At 68.5% G+C, this 16659-nt stretch carries 11 protein-coding genes and 5 pseudogenes; 8 read left to right on the plus strand and 8 right to left on the minus strand.

Annotated elements, in window-relative coordinates; genetic code table 11:
• Positions 1–32: 32 nt before the first annotated feature.
• On the plus strand, positions 33–2465 hold the full coding sequence (locus BEK98_RS25665; RefSeq protein ID WP_094219024.1) for a SpoIIE family protein phosphatase: 2433 nt from the start codon (positions 33–35) through the stop codon (positions 2463–2465).
• A gap of 169 nt (positions 2466–2634) precedes the next feature.
• Here BEK98_RS25665 and BEK98_RS25670 read toward each other — a convergent pair whose 3' ends face one another.
• From BEK98_RS25670 to BEK98_RS25675, 4 genes and pseudogenes are all read right to left on the minus strand, one after another.
• Positions 2635–3288 (minus strand): TetR/AcrR family transcriptional regulator, encoded by a 654-nt coding sequence (locus BEK98_RS25670; protein ID WP_094219025.1) that lies wholly within the window; start codon positions 3286–3288, stop codon positions 2635–2637.
• A gap of 603 nt (positions 3289–3891) precedes the next feature.
• Positions 3892–4029, minus strand: coding sequence for a hypothetical protein (locus tag BEK98_RS49110; RefSeq protein ID WP_167444261.1), 138 nt, complete (start codon positions 4027–4029; stop codon positions 3892–3894).
• Between the two features lie 52 nt (positions 4030–4081).
• Positions 4082–4378, minus strand: a pseudogene (locus tag BEK98_RS51135) (nSTAND1 domain-containing NTPase); the annotation flags it as partial.
• Between the two features lie 39 nt (positions 4379–4417).
• Positions 4418–6337 (minus strand): ABC transporter ATP-binding protein, encoded by a 1920-nt coding sequence (locus BEK98_RS25675; RefSeq protein WP_094219026.1) that lies wholly within the window; start codon positions 6335–6337, stop codon positions 4418–4420.
• A gap of 201 nt (positions 6338–6538) precedes the next feature.
• Between BEK98_RS25675 and BEK98_RS25680 the strand changes: the two genes are divergently transcribed.
• Complete coding sequence (locus tag BEK98_RS25680) at positions 6539–8491, plus strand: SMI1/KNR4 family protein (RefSeq protein ID WP_094219027.1); 1953 nt, start codon at positions 6539–6541, stop codon at positions 8489–8491.
• Positions 8492–8799: 308 nt separating this feature from the next.
• Positions 8800–9063 carry a hypothetical protein gene (locus tag BEK98_RS51315; protein WP_094219028.1) on the plus strand — a complete coding sequence of 88 codons (264 nt, stop codon included), beginning with the start codon at positions 8800–8802 and terminating at the stop codon, positions 9061–9063.
• A 316-nt stretch (positions 9064–9379) separates the two neighbouring features.
• Here the strand turns inward: BEK98_RS51315 and BEK98_RS25690 are convergent, their stop codons facing one another.
• On the minus strand, positions 9380–9868 hold the full coding sequence (locus BEK98_RS25690) for a GNAT family N-acetyltransferase (RefSeq protein ID WP_167444262.1): 489 nt from the start codon (positions 9866–9868) through the stop codon (positions 9380–9382).
• A 632-nt stretch (positions 9869–10500) separates the two neighbouring features.
• Between BEK98_RS25690 and BEK98_RS25695 the strand changes: the two are divergent.
• The 3 genes and pseudogenes from BEK98_RS25695 to BEK98_RS25705 form a co-directional block, all read left to right on the plus strand.
• A pseudogene (locus BEK98_RS25695) lies at positions 10501–10665 on the plus strand (pirin family protein); the annotation flags it as partial.
• 135 nt (positions 10666–10800) lie between these two features.
• Positions 10801–11244, plus strand: a pseudogene (locus tag BEK98_RS25700) (helix-turn-helix domain-containing protein); the annotation flags it as partial.
• A gap of 135 nt (positions 11245–11379) precedes the next feature.
• Entirely contained in the window at positions 11380–12162 is a 783-nt protein-coding gene (locus tag BEK98_RS25705) for a class I SAM-dependent methyltransferase (RefSeq protein WP_094219030.1), read from the plus strand.
• A gap of 320 nt (positions 12163–12482) precedes the next feature.
• Here BEK98_RS25705 and BEK98_RS51320 read toward each other — a convergent pair whose 3' ends face one another.
• Positions 12483–12923 carry a 5-formyltetrahydrofolate cyclo-ligase gene (locus tag BEK98_RS51320; RefSeq protein ID WP_208643224.1) on the minus strand — a complete coding sequence of 147 codons (441 nt, stop codon included), beginning with the start codon at positions 12921–12923 and terminating at the stop codon, positions 12483–12485.
• Between the two features lie 122 nt (positions 12924–13045).
• Here BEK98_RS51320 and BEK98_RS50130 point away from each other — a divergent pair.
• Together BEK98_RS50130 and BEK98_RS51140 are read left to right on the plus strand one after the other, a co-directional pair.
• A pseudogene (locus tag BEK98_RS50130) lies at positions 13046–13915 on the plus strand (glycoside hydrolase family 5 protein); the annotation flags it as partial.
• Positions 13907–14605 carry a X2-like carbohydrate binding domain-containing protein gene (locus BEK98_RS51140; protein WP_341868987.1) on the plus strand — a complete coding sequence of 233 codons (699 nt, stop codon included), beginning with the start codon at positions 13907–13909 and terminating at the stop codon, positions 14603–14605. The pseudogene BEK98_RS50130 and the gene BEK98_RS51140, both read left to right, overlap by 9 nt.
• A 171-nt stretch (positions 14606–14776) precedes the next feature.
• Here BEK98_RS51140 and BEK98_RS25720 read toward each other — a convergent pair.
• Positions 14777–15063, minus strand: a pseudogene (locus tag BEK98_RS25720) (leucine zipper domain-containing protein); the annotation flags it as partial.
• A gap of 176 nt (positions 15064–15239) precedes the next feature.
• Entirely contained in the window at positions 15240–16646 is a 1407-nt protein-coding gene (locus BEK98_RS25725; RefSeq protein ID WP_244201975.1) for a non-reducing end alpha-L-arabinofuranosidase family hydrolase, read from the minus strand.
• Positions 16647–16659 lie beyond the last annotated feature (13 nt).

Below are 16659 nucleotides of genomic sequence, written 5' to 3' on the forward strand. Positions count from 1 at the left end.
CGAGCCGCAGGCTCTCGTACAGGAAGCCACAGATGGATATCGACAATGTCAAGAACGCAGACTCCGCAGGCGCCTCCCACGGATCGAGGGCCGTCTCCGGTTCCGGCCCCAGCGGCAGCTTGTACGCCTTCGACGGTCTGGCAGCCGCCGTGCTCGACGATCGAGGCGCGGTGCTGCGGTGGACCGGAACAGCAGAGGACCTGACGGGGTTCCGCGCCGAGGAGGTCTGTGGCCGCCCCGTGCAGGAACTGGTGGCCGGCCTCCCGGACGACCTGCGCGGCGCCACGGAGATGCCGGCATCCGGCCGGGTATGGCTGTGGCACCAGTGCGGCGACACCATCGATGTCACCTTCAGGACCACCATGGTGGGGGGCTCGGCGGAGATCCTCGTCCTGGCGGCCCCTACGCCCCACGTCACCAACCACGAGCACGGTGCGGCGCTGCTGCGTGCGCTGGCCGCACAGAACGGGATCACCATCGCCGTGCACGACACGGATCTCACCACTGTGCAGACGAACGCCACGCCGGGCAATGTCGACGGCCGTCCAGTACCGCCCGGCGCTCGGCTGAGCGACGTGCTGTGCGCCCAGGACGCGGAGAACCTCGAGGCAGTACTGCGCCAGGTACTCGAGACGGGTGCCCCAGTGGTCCGCAGAAACCAGCAAGTGAGCTGGCGGCACGATCCGGCGCGGCAGTACGCGCTGTCGCTGTCCGCCTTCCGGCTGGAGGACGCGCGGGGACGCGCCACGGGGGTCGCAGCCCTGTACATCGACGAAGCCGACCAGATGCGTGCCCGCCGTCATCTGGACCTCGCCCGCGAGGTGGCCGAGCGGGTAGGAGGATCCCTGGATGTCGTACACACCGCGCAGGACCTTGCAGACGTTCTCGTACCTGCGTTCGGGGATCTCGTCGCAGTCGACCTAGCGCACCCCGTTTTCGCCGGGGACGAACCCTCGACGCAGCTGGGCGGTGGAGACATGAACAACGCGGCTCTTGCGCCGGCCACCGCAGTGTGGCCGGCCGGCATCGAGCGTGGGCAGCCCGTCCCGCCCCTTTTCTCCCACCCCCTGCTGCACAGCTTCCGACACGGCGAGCCAGTCGTCTTCGGCGTTGACGACGTCATCGCCATGCTCAGCGACCCGCAGCTGGTCGAGTATCTCGTCCCGAAGCAGGCCCATTCGGTGATGGTGGCACCGTTGCATGCCCGGGGGCTCACACTCGGCGCCATATCGGCCTGGCGATGCGGCCGATCCGACCCCTTCACCGAGGACGAGGTGGATCTCATGAAGCAGATCGCCTCCCGGGGTGCGCTCGCCATCGACAACGCCCGCCGTTACACGCGCGAGCACAGGGCAGCCGTAGCGCTGCAGCAGCGCCTCCTTCCCCCCGCCACGACCGACACTCCGGCAGCCGAAACCGCCGGGGTCTACCTGCCCGCAGGCGGGGGAGCGGACATCAGCGGCGACTGGTACGACGCCATTGCTCTGCCCTCGCTCCGGCTGGCCCTTGTCGCCGGAGACGTGGTCGGCCACGGCATGCCCGCGAGCGCCACCATGGGCCGCCTGCGTGCCGCCATCCAGACGCTCGCGGACCTGGAACTCGAACCGGACGAGCTGCTCACCCGGATCGCGGACCTGAACCAGCGCCTCGCGGCCGAAGCCCCATCCGGCGACCGCGACATCATCGGCGCAACGTGCCTGTACGCGGTCTACGACCCGGTCACCAGGCGCTGCGCCATGGCCAGTGCCGGGCATCCGCCACCCGTCCTGGTCCGGCCCGACGGAACCGCCGAAGCAGTCGGGATCTCCCCGGGGCCACCACTCGCCCTCAGCGGCATGCCGTACGAGACCACCGTGATCGACGTTGCGCCGGGCAGCATCCTCGCTCTCTACACCGACGGCCTGGTCGAACGGGGCGATCGCGACAGCGGCCAAGGCCTGCGGCGCCTGACGGACGCCCTCGCCGCGTACTGCCGTCCGGATAGTGCCCTGGACGAAACCGGCCGGGCTCTCCTCGCCGACCTGGCAGACCAGGCGCCACGCGACGACGCGGCCCTGCTGCTGGCCCGCACCCGCGCCATCCCGACGGCGGACACCGCTCACTGGGAGATCCCGGCCGATCCGGCCGCCGTCTCCAAGGCCCGAGGGTGGATAACCCGCCAACTCACCATGTGGGGCCTGGACGACCTCCTCTTCACGACCGAACTCATCGTCAGCGAACTGGTCACCAACGCCATCCGCTACGGTCGTCCGCCGATGGACCTCCGTCTGATTCGCCACAACGTCCTGGTGTGCGAGGTCACCGACTCCAGCAGCACCCAGCCCCGTCTGCGGCGTGCCCGCATGACCGACGAGGGAGGACGCGGCCTGTTCCTCGTCGCTCAGCTCGGCGGACGATGGGGCTGCCGCCACGGACAGAACGGCAAGACGATCTGGTCCGAGCAAGCCATCCAGGATTCCCCGTGAGGCTATGGCTCACCGAGGTGGGTCGCGGCAGAGTCACCCACAGCTCTGATGTCCCTCGCCACCGTGTGCCGTGACAGCAACTACCCGAGGTGGGAGTCTGCGAGCAGGAGCAGACTCCCACCTCGTGGCCGCGGCGCGGCTCCGCTCGACGGAGGCGCAGCGACCGGGATCAGGTGCCATCACCGAAGCCGGGCTTGGCATTGATCACGGAAGAGACGTCCACGACCACGTCACTCGCACGTTTCTCCGGCACCCCGGCAGCGATCAGGGTGGCGACGACGAGAGGGACGACATCATCATCCAGGACCCCGTCATTGACGCTCTCCAGCAAGGCGACCATCAGCGCTTCCAGTCCAGCGCTGAGCGCCACGGGCGGCAGGTGGGAATGGAAAACTCCCTCCCGCTGTCCCCTCTCCACAATGTCCGTCGCCGCGTCTCGGACCGGAGCCAGGATCCCCGTTACGCGTTCGGCTCCCAAGTGCCTGCGAGCCAGCGCCAGGAGCATCCGATACCTGTCCCCCACGGGCCACATCGCAAGAAACAGCCGCGCCAGGGCCCGCTCAGCCGGCTCATCCAGCCCCACGGCGTCTTCCGCCGCCTCCCGCAGCGCTGCGGACGCCTCGTCGGCGAGCGCCGCCAGCAGAGCGTCACGCCCGGGAAAATGCCCGAAGAGCGTGCGCCGCACGACACCGGCGGCTCGCGCGAGCTCCTCCATCGTGATGTCCGGGTTCCGACCGAGCTCCTGGCGGGCCGTGTCCAGGATGCGCGCCCGGTTGGATCGTGCATTGCGGCGCTGAGGCGCGCGGGCCACGGGTTTGCTCACGACAACCTCGGTACATCTGTATGGCAGGGTGGCGGCGCAGAGGCCAATCGGTACGTCCGATTTTGACAGAAGCGGGAATCGCCTGCTCTGTCGGCCCGTCGCTGTGCGCCACTCTCGCCGGCAGCTGCCGCGGGTGAATTTCGCACGATCCACGCCGACCCATGCAGACGGAAGCTCTCAGTCACGCAGACAGTCCTCACCCCGGGGCAGTATGGGCCGTGGATGCCGGGGGCACGTGAGTCAGTCCATCGAGATCACTCCGCCCCAATCACCCGTCGCCATAGCCGGCCAAGAGGCAGCCGGCCGTCCAAGGGCCGGCCTTACGACTTGGTACGCGACTGACGTCGGGACGTGCTGGCCCTGGTGGATTGTCTGGTGGTGATCAGCAGGCCGTGCGGTGGACGGGCACCAGTTCGGTCTCGTCCGGTGCCGGGTCGGTCTGCGGGCGGCGCGGTCGGAGAGCAGGCCGGCGATGGCGGCGTGGGTCTCGGGGTAGTACTAGCGCCGTCCGGTGTACCGCTGCAGCGGGCGCCACTTCTTCTCTTCTCCGATGACATGCTCGACGCAGATCCGGCGGGCGGATGGTCGTCGGCGCTGCTCGCGTCAGGCATGCCGCTCGCCGAGCGGGGCGTCATCCTTCGGTTTCTTCGGCGGGGCGCTGACCTGGTCGGGGAACTCGTTGGCCAGTCCTAGGTAGCCCTCGTCGGCCTCGGCTTTCACCTTCGGGTGCAGGCGGAGCATGTGTGTGGGCGGGCCGCTCCTCGGGGTTCAGAACCCGTATCACCGCCGGCCGGTCGGCACCCGTCGTCTCCCGCAAAGCCGGAACGGGCCCAGCCTTCAGCAGCGAGGACTTCCCGCTGCCGGATGGCCCGAGTACGGCTGCAAGACGTTTCTTTCGCACCGGTGCGGGCATCTGCGAGCAGCCGCGGTCGGACGAATGCTGACCCAATGCTGACTTTACTGACAGGCCATCAGGTAATCGTCGGCTTGACGCCCGCATCGATGCGAGTCGGGCGTCAGCCGGTCCGGGAGCAGCGGTCGTTTCCCCCGGCGCTTCGCAGTTTGCCGCATGCGACGGACGTATCAGCATGACACCGCCGGCAGGCGAGGATGTCCGTGACCGACTCGGTCACGTGGACCCGGTGCTCGTACGAGCGGGCGGCGACGTCCTGCGGTCCCCGTCCGGCGCCGGGTCGGCCGGTCCGGGCAGCCCGCTGGGAGCGGCTCCTGGGACCGGACGTCCGAGGGCCGACTCGGTGCTCTCGCCGAGGAAGCCGCCCGACTGGTGCTGCCACAGCTTGGCGTAGGCACCGTTATCCGCGAGCAGCTCCTCGTGGGTGCCCTGCTCGACGACGCTTCCGCGGTCGAGGACGACGAGACGGTCCATGCCGGCGACGGTGCTCAGACGGTGGGCGACCACGAGGGCCGTACGTCCGTCCATCAACCGCCACAGGGCATCCTGAACGAGGAGCTCGCTCTCCGAGTCCAGCGCGCTGGTCGCCTCGTCGAGCAGCAGGATCGGGGCGTCGCGCAGGATGGCCCTGGCGAGGGCGACACGCTGGCGCTGGCCGCCCGAGAGTTTCACTCCCCGCTCCCCCACCAGAGTGCCGAAGCCGTCGGGGAGTTGGTCGGCGAACTCCGTGACGTGCGCGGCCGCGGCCGCGGCGTGGATCTCCTCGTCGGTGGCGCTGGGCCGGGCGAAGGCGATGTTGTCCCGCAGGCTGCGGTGGAACATGGCGGGTTCCTGCGGGACGTAGGCGATCAGTGAGCGCAGGTCGGTCTGGCGCAGCCGGCGGATGTCCTGACCACCGATCAGGATGCGTCCGTCGTCGATGTCCGACATCCGCAGAAGGAGCCGGGTGAGTGTGGTCTTGCCGCCGCCGGACCTGCCGACCAGGCCGATACGTGCGCCTGCGGGCACGTCCAGGTCGAGTCCCTGGAAAATCGGCTTCGCGCCCGTGTGAGCGAAGGTCACCGCCTCGAAGCGGATACCGGTGTCCCGCGGTGCGAGCGGTTCGGGTTCCGTCGGGTCGAGCACGGTGGGCGGATCCAACAGCAGCTCCGTGAACTGCGCGGCCTCGGTCATCGAGCTTTCCAGCCGCCGGTAGATCTGGTTGAACTCGAACATGATCTCGGTTGCGTTGGAGTAGTAGGTGAAAGCGACGACGACCTCCTCCACTCCCTGACCCGAGCCACCGAAGGCGATGGCGACCAGCAGACCCAGCACGTTGGTCAGCACGGACATGGGGGCGATCAGGGTGTCGACGCGCAGATTGCCGTAGTCCCACGACCTCAGCGTCAGGCGCCGGGAATCCGCGACACGGCTGCGGTGTTCGTCGGCCTCCCGCCCCTCGGCCGCGAACGCCCGGATGGTCTCCATGTTCACGAGGCTGTCGGCAACGTGGCCGGAGACCCGGGCGATCGCCGCCTCACGGTCATTGACGAGCCTCTGCCGACGACGGATCAGAGGTGTCGCGGCCACCACGGTCAGCACGATCATCACAAGAAGGCCGGCGACGAGCATCGGTTCATAGCTCCAGAGCACCACGGCACCGAACACCAGGGGAACGAGACTGCCCACGATCCGGTACGTCACCGTGTCGACGAAGTCCTCGAAGCGCTTGCCGAAGCTCAGTACCCGTTTGGTCAGGGAGCCGGCGAAGTTGTCGTGGAAGAATGCCGCGTCCTTGGCGAGGAGTTCGTCCATGCCGCCCACGTACAGGTGTTCCATACCGAGGGCGTCCACGCGGTTCAGGCAGTGCTGCCCGACCCGCCACACGGCCTCGGCGAGCAGCAGCGTCACGCCGAAGCCCAGCACGTACGGCAGCGCCGAGCTGAGGGCGAGACCGCCGTCGTCGGCGGCCTGTCCTGCCAGTTTGGCGATCAGTAGGGGGGCGACGTAGCGGGTGCCGATGTTGCCCGCGGCCGGCAGCAGCAGCGCGGGCAGGGCCAGCCGCCGCAGTCGCAGCAGTTCCCGGCCGTAGCGGCACAGTGCCAGAACGACCGCGCTCCTGCCCGGCATCGGCCCTCGCGTATCTGTTGTCCCCATCACGCTCCCGGAGGTTCGGAAGTCGGAAGTGTCCCGTCGAGGGAGCTCCTCAGTCCAGGCATTTACCGCGGACCGGCGATTACCGGACACCGCTGCCGGCAAGCACGCCGGCACAACTGCCGTGCCGGTCGCGTACCAGAGGTCCCGTTGGCCGCAGCAAACAGCGGAGCGCTGTCAGTAGCGGGTGGCAGCATCGAACACATGACGGACACCACGGCATTCGACTGGCGGCCCTTCCTTCTCAAGTGGAGCGGGGAGTGGGCAGATTCCCTGCCGGACGGCGAGACGCGGGGCGAGGACGACGAGACCGCCAGGCAAGCGCGGTGGCTGGGGTTCCCGCCCGCGTCCGAAGAGCGGATCGCAGCCATGGAAGCGCGCCTCGGCCGACGGATGCCCCCGTCGTACCGGGAGTTCCTCAAGGTCAGCGACGGGTGGCGGCACGCGGGCGGTTTCGTGTGGCTGCTGGCGGGGACCCAGGAGGCGCACTGGCACGACAACGAGTCGGGACTTGCTGACGTGTTCGAGGAGTACCTGGACGAGGACGCCGGGCCCGAGGAGCGGCTGGAGGCGGACATCTGGCGGCGCGGGCTGCAGCTCGACGTCGAGTCCGACATCACCCACGTCCTCATGGACCCCGAGGACGTGGACGAGGACGGCGAGTGGGCCGTGTACACATGGGCGAGCTGGCGGGCCGCGCCGCCCGAGCGGCACGCGAACTTCCTTGAGTTCATGCGGGACATGTACCGGGAGCTCCACAGCCTGCGGGCGCACCGGAGCGACGGGGAGCCGGTGTTCGCCAACGACACGACGCGAGATCTGGACGCCCTGGTGGAGGAGGCCCGGCTGGAGGCGCTGCGCGGCGGCTGGGAACGGGCCGGGGAGGCGCTGGACGAGGCCAAGGAGTACGGCAGACCGCGAGCCGCTGGGCTGGGCGACCAGATACGCCGCCTGCTCGGACAGACCTACATGGTGTACTTCGACGGCCTGGTGACGGACCCGCGGTACGCGCCCGAGATGCTGCCACCGCTGGTCGCCGAGCATGCGGCGCACTCGTACCGGGACGACTCCACGCTGACGTTCCATCTGGGGGGCGCCGACGACGACCTGGTGTCACTGGCTTACGCCACGCTGGATCAGATGCGGAAGGGCACGTACCGATACACGGCGGCCGGACCGTTCGGGGAAGCGGTCGAGCGGGCGCGGGAGCTGGCACGGTGGGGGGACACCGACGGGGCATGGCGGACACTGATAGATGCTCTGTCCCTGTGGGAGCCGCTGGGACCGGACCACCTGGCGCCGCTGGGATGGGTGGCCGACCCCGTGCTCGGGCCGCTGCTGACCCCGGGGCGCGGCCACGAGCTGCTCTCCACGCCAAGGGGCGGGCAGGCCGGCGAGGCGCCGAGGCCGACGGTCGGGCTCGACCCGGGCGACCTGGCGTGGCTCGCGGAGCCGGACCCGGGCAACAACCGCACGTCCTACCGGTTCGTCCTGGTGGAAGGTGTGGAGCCGCAGGAGTTGCCCGGACGTCTCGCGGACGGGGACGGCACCCTGCTGAACGAACCCATGACCTTCTGGGAGGCGCGCGACAGGTCGCTGCACGACCAGAGGGAGTTCTCGTCCTACGACGACAGGGCTCTCATGGCGGTCGGCCGGGCCGGCACCGGCTGGAGCTTCGCCTTCGACGGCGATCCCGCCCCGTTCGACCAGCGGCGGTTCGTCTCCCCGGCCGCGGCCGCCAGCGCCGGCACCCGCGCGGTGGTGGTGTGGAGCGGCCTGAGAACGTGGCACGGAGAACCGTTCTTCCACCTTTCGGTGGCGCGAGACGGTGCCGAGCAGTACGCATTCACATACGGGGACGGAGAGATCCGGCAGAGCGGGGAGATACCGCAGGCACTGGACCCGAGCCGGTTCTTCGGTGACCTGGCGGACGGCGTCGAGGCGGAACGGTCGCTGCTGGAAGCGGTGGCCGGCGAGTTCGGTGCGTCTCTGCCGCGTCATGCCATCTTGAACGGGCGGCTGCACACATTCGCCACCCGCTCCTGGACGCGGCCGCCCAGGAACGGAGAGACGTACGCGGTGATCCGCATGCATCGGGGAGCCCCACGCCCGGCGGACGGCGAGCGGACGGGAGACGACGGACCGGCGAGCAGGTAGAGACCACGCGGGCCGCGCAAATCCTCGATGCGGTGAGATCCGAAAGCACGAAGCCCTGGGACGTCGGAGGACGAACTCCCGAGGCTTTGTCCTGTCGGCGGCTTCAGGCCCTGAGCGGGGGAACAGGTCTTCGATGTCAGCGCTCTCGGGGAGTCCTTCGAGCCAGCCGATGACGGCACCGGACGCGGGACGTCGTACCCCCGTGCGTGACGAAACCCCGCCCACCAGAACACTCACCAAACGGCGCGGGGGTACAGCAGTGCCGCGGCATTCGTGGCGGCTGCCGCCGCATACGGCAATGTGGGCAATTGGGCCATGGGAGAGCCTCCGCACTGCAGTCGGCCTACGGCCTGACCTCCGCCGCGTCCGCCGGCGGCTCCGGCAGGACCATCGCCATCGTCGACGCCTACGACGACCCGAACGCCGAGTCGGACCTCGCCAACACCCACGACAGTCAGGCTCTGATGTCCGTGTCCCGAGCCTCCCGCCGATCCGCTCCACCGCGGGCCGCACCGACGCCGGCCGGCCAAGCTCCACGGGGCACGGGCTGTGACTGCTTCCACTTGCGCTGATGGCTGCACTGGCAAGGCATCACCCCCTACAGCGCTGACGGTGGACTGTGGCCACTTCGTCTCGCAGATCAAGGTTGTGTGAACTACGTATTTACGCGGGCGACCTCGATCGTGTGTGGAACGAGCCGAGGTGTACGCGATTCCGATGGCCCTGGAAGTGCCGGAGGCGAGGGAATCGCCGGGAGAGGCCGCTGGCGCAGGCGATCCCCCCGCCAGGGCAGAGACGACGGCCCACACGAAAGCGCGGCGTCCAGCGGCTCCTGCATGCCAGCCACCATGCAGGCGAAGCCGGTGCCCTGCGAACCGGCACACCGCGTCATTCCGGAGGAATACGAAACTCGAATTTGGGACGGTCCCACGGCACGGCGGGCGGGTTCGCGAGCGCGGTCCCGGTCCGCACTGCACCGACGCGGTGGTAGAAGTCCTCGGCGGGAGGATGCGACACGACCTTCACACGGTCGAGCCCGGCGGCACGGGCCTCGGACTGCATGTGCCCAACGAGCAGCCGTCCAATACCACGTCCTTGCGCATCGTTGGCGACGAACAGCAGGTCGAGCTCCGGTGGAGCGAGGACGAGCGAGTAGAACCCGATGACCCGGCCTCCATGCTCGTCGGCGCCGACGGCTACGAAGGCACGGTGGGCTTCGATGTAATCAGGACCGACCCGGTAGCCCGCCACTGCGCCTGCGTACTTACCCTCGTAGGCGCCTGAGCCACGCACGAGCCGCGTGAGCCGTTTGGCATCCCGCGCGACTGCCCTCCGTATCGTGATCGGCTGGCTGATCGGGGAAGTGCGTGATCTCATCGGGAGAGTATTTCGCACCGGGGAGTGCCTTCCTGCGGCGGGTCGGCTGCTCGGGCAGGCGTTCCTGCACCGCTCCCGGGAACCACCCGTGCGAGCGCAACCGATCTCACGCCGAAGCCGCGCCGGAGCGCTCCGGTGCGGCTTCGGCGTCTCACGGCTCCGCGCGGAGGTCCCCGTCGGAACGGCTTCTGGCGGGCCTCGCCGTATCGCCCGCTATCACGCAGCTATCACGACCTGGGCGGACCCTCTCGGACCAGTAGGCCCTGACCTGCGATTTCATGCCCGCGATTGACTGGTGTAGACGCCCCTGGAGGGTCCCTACAACCTGTGCCAGGTGGGACCGTATGACTCAGAGCGGGTGGCCACCGCTCTGCGGCCACGGCCGACGGATTGCCGCCCTGCGCCAGCAGCGTGAGAGCTTCGGCTTGCAGGGCGGTGTTGGCCGACGCAGGTGGGGGCACTTCGGCCACCGGGACCGCGGATGCTCGCATTCCTTGAAGAACGAGCCCATCCCACGGACCGACGTATCCCGCGCCCCGTCCGACCGACTCCTCGCGACCGACGCTGACCCTTTGCTGACCAGGAGCAGTCGCGCAGGCCGCTGACCTGAGGAAACGGCGGAATTGTGCGATATGTGGTGGAACTTCGTCGGGCGTACGCTGCAGGAGATCGAACAGGCGCGCGAGGACTGGATGAAGGGGGCACGTTTCGGTGAGGTGAAGGGCTACGACGGGGGTCCGCTGCCCGCACCCGAGCTGCCGCCGGTGCCGTTGAAGCCACGCGGAAGAGTGCGCTGACCTGGGCAAATAAGGCTTCCGGTCCAGGGATTTCGAGACCGTCTCTCCGCCCGTCCTGCAACAACGATCTCTGGTGGCGCGGGCGCTCGGATGCTGCCGCATGGGCGCCCCCGAGGCAGCCTGCGTTTCCAAGGTGTGGGCGTCTGTGCGCAGCTTTGGCCGGAGCAGGCCGACGAGGACACGGTCCGGGACGTGATCCACCGGTTCAACGAGATCGGTCTGGCCTGCTTGGACCCTCGGTGGGCGGGAGGCCGTCCCCGCCTGCTCAGTCCTGACGACGAGGACTTCGTCGTCCAGACGGCCACCACCCGCCCGACCAAGCTCGGGCAGCCCTTCACCCGCCGGTCCCTCCGCAAACTCGCCGCCTGCCTGCGCCGCGTACACGGCCGTGTGATCCGGATCGGCCGCGAGGCGTTACGGTGCCTGCTCGCCCGCCGCGGCGTCACCCTCCAGCGCACCAAGACCTGGAAGGAATCCCCCGAGCACGACGTCAAGCTCGACCGGATCGAGCACGTGCTGGAGCACTTCCCGGACCGGGTGTTTGCGTTCGACGAGTTCGGCCCGCTCGGCATCCGCCCCGACGTGCTGGCCGCCCAACGCCGCGAACGCGCCCGTATCCGCAGCGAGAAGGGCATCCGCTGGGGCGGCCGAAGTCAGGCAGCCGCTGCCTGAACTGCCAGTCCTCCCTGGCGGCCACGCACTACGGTGGGATACATGTCCGAGCTCTCCGTGCGGCATTTCTACGACGAGTTGGCCCACGACTACCACCTGATGTTCCGGGACTGGGACGCGAGCATGGCCTACCAGGCCGAGGTATTGGGCGGGCTCGTCCGCCAATCTCTCGGCGCGGGACCGCACAGCGTCCTGGACTGCTCGTGCGGGATCGGCACCCAGGCCATCGGGCTGGCCCTGGCCGGGCACCAGGTCATCGGCAGCGACCTGAGCCCGGTCGCCGCCGCGCGCGCCGCCGCCGAGGCGGCGGCCCGGGGCAGCCGGCTTCCGGCCGCCGCGGCTGACATGCGCCAACTGCCGTTCAAAGAGACGTCATTCGACGTCGTCCTCTGCGCGGACAACTCGCTCCCGCACCTGCTCTCCGGGCAAGATCTCCGGGCGGCACTCCTCGGCATGAGACGGGTACTCCAAGACGACGGACTGCTGGTGATCACTGTCCGGGCCTATGACGAGACGCGCCAGACCAGACCCACGGCGACACCTCCCCAGGTCTCGGAAACACGCGATGGCCAAGTGATCACCTTCCAGCTGTGGCACTGGCATGAAGACGGCGAGCGCTACGACCTGGAGCACTTCCAGCTCATCCCCGCGGGGAACACCTGGCATGTCCGAGTCCGCCGGAGCACCTACTGGGCGCCGACGACGCCGCAGCTGACAGAGTTCGTGGCCGAAGCCGGCTTCACCAACATCACCTGGCACAGTCCGGCCTCCAGCGGGTACTACCAGCCCGTGCTCACCGCACAGCGCGCTCCCTCAGCGCAGTAGTCCTTACGGGGACGGTCGTCACAGGCCCGCCACTCAAGTGATTGTGGGAACCCAACAGGTTCAGGTGCAGCGGGACGAACGTCGCCCCCCCCCCTGCGGCCCAGAGGTCAGGGCTAACAGTGGCGTCCGCGACAGAGACGGCTGGGGCCGGCTCGTCCCGTTCGGGCCGGCCGGCGCGCGTGGGCGAGCTACTACGCACTGAGGGCGCTGATCGCCCGGCTCGGGTTGTCTGTCATGCCCAGAGCCGTCCTCGAGGTGGCCGTTGCCCCCACTCCGGCAGACGTCCCGCGGATCGCGAGCATCGTTACCAGGTCGGGCTGCTAGCCGGGGCACGCGGCCAAGCGCACTGTGTCGATCACCTGAAGCCTGTGAATCGTGGTCACGACGAGAGTGCCGGCTCCACTGAGGCCGGCTTCCGTCAAGAGTCCGAACTCCAGGTCCGAGTAGTCGGCGCCCTTGCCAATCCGGGCACCATCCCGATTGACCGCAACACTCCCAAGAACTACGACGTCGACCGGCACGAACCCGTACCGGGAGCGGAGCCTTGTCAGGCACGGCCTTGATGACGTTGGCGTTCTTCCAACCGTCCAGCCAGACGGGCGGCGGCCGTGCCTGTGAATGACGGCAACCTCCTGCCCGTCGGCGGCCACTAAGGGGCGACACCGGCTCGATCTTCCAGGACGGATGAGCAATGAAGAAGCAGCAGGCCCCACAGCACCGCCGACGCCGGCTTCGGCTCGCAGTGGGTACACCGCTGGCACTCATCGCCGGGGGCGTCATCGCCTACGGCACGGTCTTCGGGATGTTCGGCGACGACGGCAAGCCCCAGGCGTCCGCGGCGACGGCCCCGGTTCCCGACAACGCGATGGCAGCCGTGGCCGCGATGCAGCCGGGATGGAACCTGGGCAACAGCCTGGAGGCCGTCCCCAACGAGACCGACTGGGGCCAGCCCCGCACCACCAAGGCCCTGCTGGACTCGGTACGCTCCCAGGGCTTCAAGAGCATCCGAATCCCCGTGACCTGGAGCGACCACCAGAGAGCGGCTCCGGACTAGACGATCGACCCGGCGTACCTGAGCCGGGTCAAAGAGGTCGTCGACTGGGCGATCGCCGACGGCTTCTACGTGATCATCGACGTCCATCACGACTCCTGGCAGTGGACCAGCAAGATGTCCACCGATCACGACAAGGTCCTGGACCGCTTCGACACGACCTGGACCCAGATCGCCACCGCGTTCCGGAACGAGCCCGCCCAGCTGGTCTTCGAGAGCGTCAACGAGCCCCAGTTCGACAACGCCGACAACGCTCGCAAGGCCGAGCTGCTCAACGAGCTGAACACGTCCTTCCACAAGGTCGTTCGCGCGTCGGGAGGCAACAACACCAAGCGCCTGCTCATGCTGCCCACCGAGGTCTGCACCCCCGACCAGCGACTGATGGACAACCTGGCCACCACGATCAAGTCGCTGCACGACCCACGGCTGATCGCCACCGTGCACTACTACGGCTACTTCCCGTTCAGTGTGAACGTCGCCGGCTCCACCCGCTTCGACGCGCAGGCCCGGGGAGACCTGGACAAGACGTTCAGGCGGATGCGCGACATCTTCGTCGCCCAGGGCATCCCCGTCGTCCTCGGCGAGTACGGCCTGCTCGGCTACGACCACGGCCCCGGCGCCGTGGAACGCGGCGAGATGCTGAAATACTTCGAGGCGCTCGGCCACGCCGCCCGCAGCAACAAGGTCACCACCGTGCTGTGGGACAACGGCTCCTTCTACGACCGCGGCAAGCTCCGGTGGAAGGATGCGGGACTCTTCCGCCAGATCAGGTCGAGTTGGACGACGCGCTCGGCAACCGCCTCCTCGGACGACGTCTTTGTACCGAAGTCCGGTCCCGTCAAGGACCGTACCCTCACGCTGAACCTGAACGGAACCACCTTCAAGGCTCTCAAGCAGGGCACCACCAAGCTGGTCAGCGGCAGGGACTACGCCCTCTCCGGCAACCGGCTCACCCTGAAGGCGGCCACGCTCACGCGGCTCGTCGGCGAACGTTCCTACGGGGTCAACGCGACCCTCCAGGCCGAGTTCTCCCGAGGAGTCCCCTGGCGGATCCAGGTGATCTCCCACGACGCCCCGGCACAGTCGAGCACGATCGGAACGGCCGGTTCGTTCCGCATCCCCACGCAGTTCCGGGGGGATGTGCTGGCGACGATGAAGGCCGAGTACGTCGACGGCGGCAACGCCGGCCCTACCAACTGGACCCCCTACCAGCAGTTCAACACCACCTTCGCGCCGGACTACGCCAGGAAGGCCATCCGCCTCACTCCCGCCTTCCTCGACACGGTCAAGGACAACGCACGCGTGAAGCTCACCTTCCATTTCTGGAGCGGCGCCACCGTGACGTACCAGGTGACCAAGTCGGGGAGCACAGTGACCGGTACGGCGTCCTGAGGTGGGGCGGGTACCCGCCCGGGGAGACTCTCCGGGCGGGCGCCGCCTTCCAGCCACGGGCGAGTTCGCCGACGCTCCGTTCACCGGACGTGGCGCGCGATGCCGGTCGCCTTCGCCCTCAGCATGGATCTGCATGCGGGCTCCGATCTCCGCCGTCCTGGCCATGGCCTGGCCCAGGATCGGTCCCAGTCGGGCGGGGCCGAGCTTGCGTTCCTGGCTCAGCCGGCATACCCGGGCCTCTACCGCTGCCGCCGTGCGGTGTGGTGTCGTGCGGGGCGGCTGGGCCGGTCGTACAGCCCTTGCTCGCCTTCTGCCCGCCGGCGGCGGATCCATTTGTGGGCCTTGACGCGCGAGATGCCCATCTCGGCCGCGACATGCGCATCAGGACGGCATGCGCAGACACGCTCGATGAGCAGTCGCCTGCCGTGAACGGTCAGACGGGCATCACGGTGGGACACGAAGACCTCCGTGCGGTGCAGTCCTAGACAGCTCCACCACACCGGAGGTCTTCGCCGTGATCAAGTCGGCCGGCGACGCGTGCGAGCGGCTGCCGTGGCGCCGGGCAGGCAGCACGTCACCCCGCCGGGTGAGTTGCCCGGCGGGGTGCGTGGATGCTCGATGTCGGTTCGGGCGGTCAGCAGGTGGAGTTGGTTTGGGTGAGCAGGCCCATCCGCCAGGGGAGGCGGATGTAGTCGCCTCCGGCGTTGGGGTCCATGCCCTGGTAGACGTACTGCAGTCGGCACGGGTTGATGGTCAGGTTCTGGTCGTTGCCGGCGCGGACCATCTCGCCGTGGCTGATGTCCTGGGTCCAGGCGCCGCCGGGGAAGGTGACGTTGTTGCGGCTGGCGAAGGGTTCGTTCTCCGTGGCGGCCAGGGGGGTCCAGCTGCCGGTGAGGCTGGTGGAGGTGAAGGAGCGGAAGTAGCGCCGGCCCGACGTGTTGCTGATGGCCTCCTGGAGGAGCAGGTACTGGTTGCTGTCGGCGACCTTGTACACGTTGGTCGCCTCGAACAGGTTGTTCTTGGTGTCCGACATCACCAGCTGCGTGTTCCCGAACCCGTTCGGGAAGTTCGCCAGGCTGGTCTGGGCGCGGTAGATGTGGCCGTTGTCGTCACTGAAGAACAGGTGGCAGTTGGCCGTGTCGCAGATGACCCAGAAGTCGATCCAGGTGCCGTTGCCCTTGTTCTGGGTGACGATGGGCGGCTCCTGGGAGATGAGGGTGCGCGGCGCGGACCAGGAGTGCGGGTCGGCGGGGTTGGTGCTCGTGGAGTAGGTGGGCGGACCGGTCTGGTAAACCATGTACCACAGGTTCTGCGGCGCGAAGTAGAACACCTGGGGCGCGGCCCGGTAGCCGGGGCCCATGGGCGAGGTGTCGAGGTAGGTCTGCGGTGCGGACCCAGCCTGGGACCAGTCGTCGAAGTTGAACTGCACCAGACCCCAGCCGGAAGGGCTGGCGCTGGTCGCGAAGGTCAGCCACTGGTTGTTGTACCGAACGACTGAGAAGTCCTTGATCGACGTCACGTCCGGGTGCTGGGCGTCCGGCTTCGGACCGGCCAGGACGCCGCTGGAGGACCACCGGAACGTCGACGGCAGTGCGCCGCCGCTGCTGGAGCCGACGCGGACCAGTTGCCACTGCTGGTTGGCCCCGCCCCAGTCGGTGAACTGCACGACCTTGGCACCGTCCGCGGTCGAGGCGTTCTCCACCTCGACGGCCTTGCCGCTGTTGCGGTTGAGCAGACGGACGTAGCCGTCCGGCGAGTCGGCCAGCCGGAACTGCTGGTTGGCACCGTTGGCGTCGCTCCACTGCGCGATGTCCGCATGGTCGGCAGTGGAGTAGTTGAGCACGTCCAGCACCTTGCCGGAATGCTGCGCCTTCAACCGGTAATAGCCGCCACCCGAGTCGACGAACTGGAACCGCTGATTGGCGCCATCGGTACGGCTCCACTGCGTCAGACTCGCCCCGTCGGCCGTACTCGCACCCGCCACATCGAGCACCTTGCCGCTGCCACGGTTGACCAGCACATACGACGCGTTCGTATCCACGGTAGCCGCCTGC

The sequence above is a fragment of the Streptomyces diastatochromogenes genome, from assembly GCF_002242805.1.
GTDB classification, from domain to species: domain Bacteria; phylum Actinomycetota; class Actinomycetes; order Streptomycetales; family Streptomycetaceae; genus Streptomyces; species Streptomyces diastatochromogenes.

Excerpts from the sequence above, each read along its gene's own strand:
- BEK98_RS25690 (WP_167444262.1), bottom strand. The coding sequence starts at position 9,868 with ATGAGATCACGCACTTCCCCGATCAGCCAGCCGATCACGATACGGAGG.
- BEK98_RS25675 (WP_094219026.1), bottom strand. The coding sequence starts at position 6,337 with ATGGGGACAACAGATACGCGAGGGCCGATGCCGGGCAGGAGCGCGGTC.
- BEK98_RS25705 (WP_094219030.1), top strand. The coding sequence starts at position 11,380 with ATGTCCGAGCTCTCCGTGCGGCATTTCTACGACGAGTTGGCCCACGAC.
- BEK98_RS25665 (WP_094219024.1), top strand. The coding sequence starts at position 33 with ATGGATATCGACAATGTCAAGAACGCAGACTCCGCAGGCGCCTCCCAC.
- BEK98_RS49110 (WP_167444261.1), bottom strand. The coding sequence starts at position 4,029 with ATGCTCCGCCTGCACCCGAAGGTGAAAGCCGAGGCCGACGAGGGCTAC.
- BEK98_RS25680 (WP_094219027.1), top strand. The coding sequence starts at position 6,539 with ATGACGGACACCACGGCATTCGACTGGCGGCCCTTCCTTCTCAAGTGG.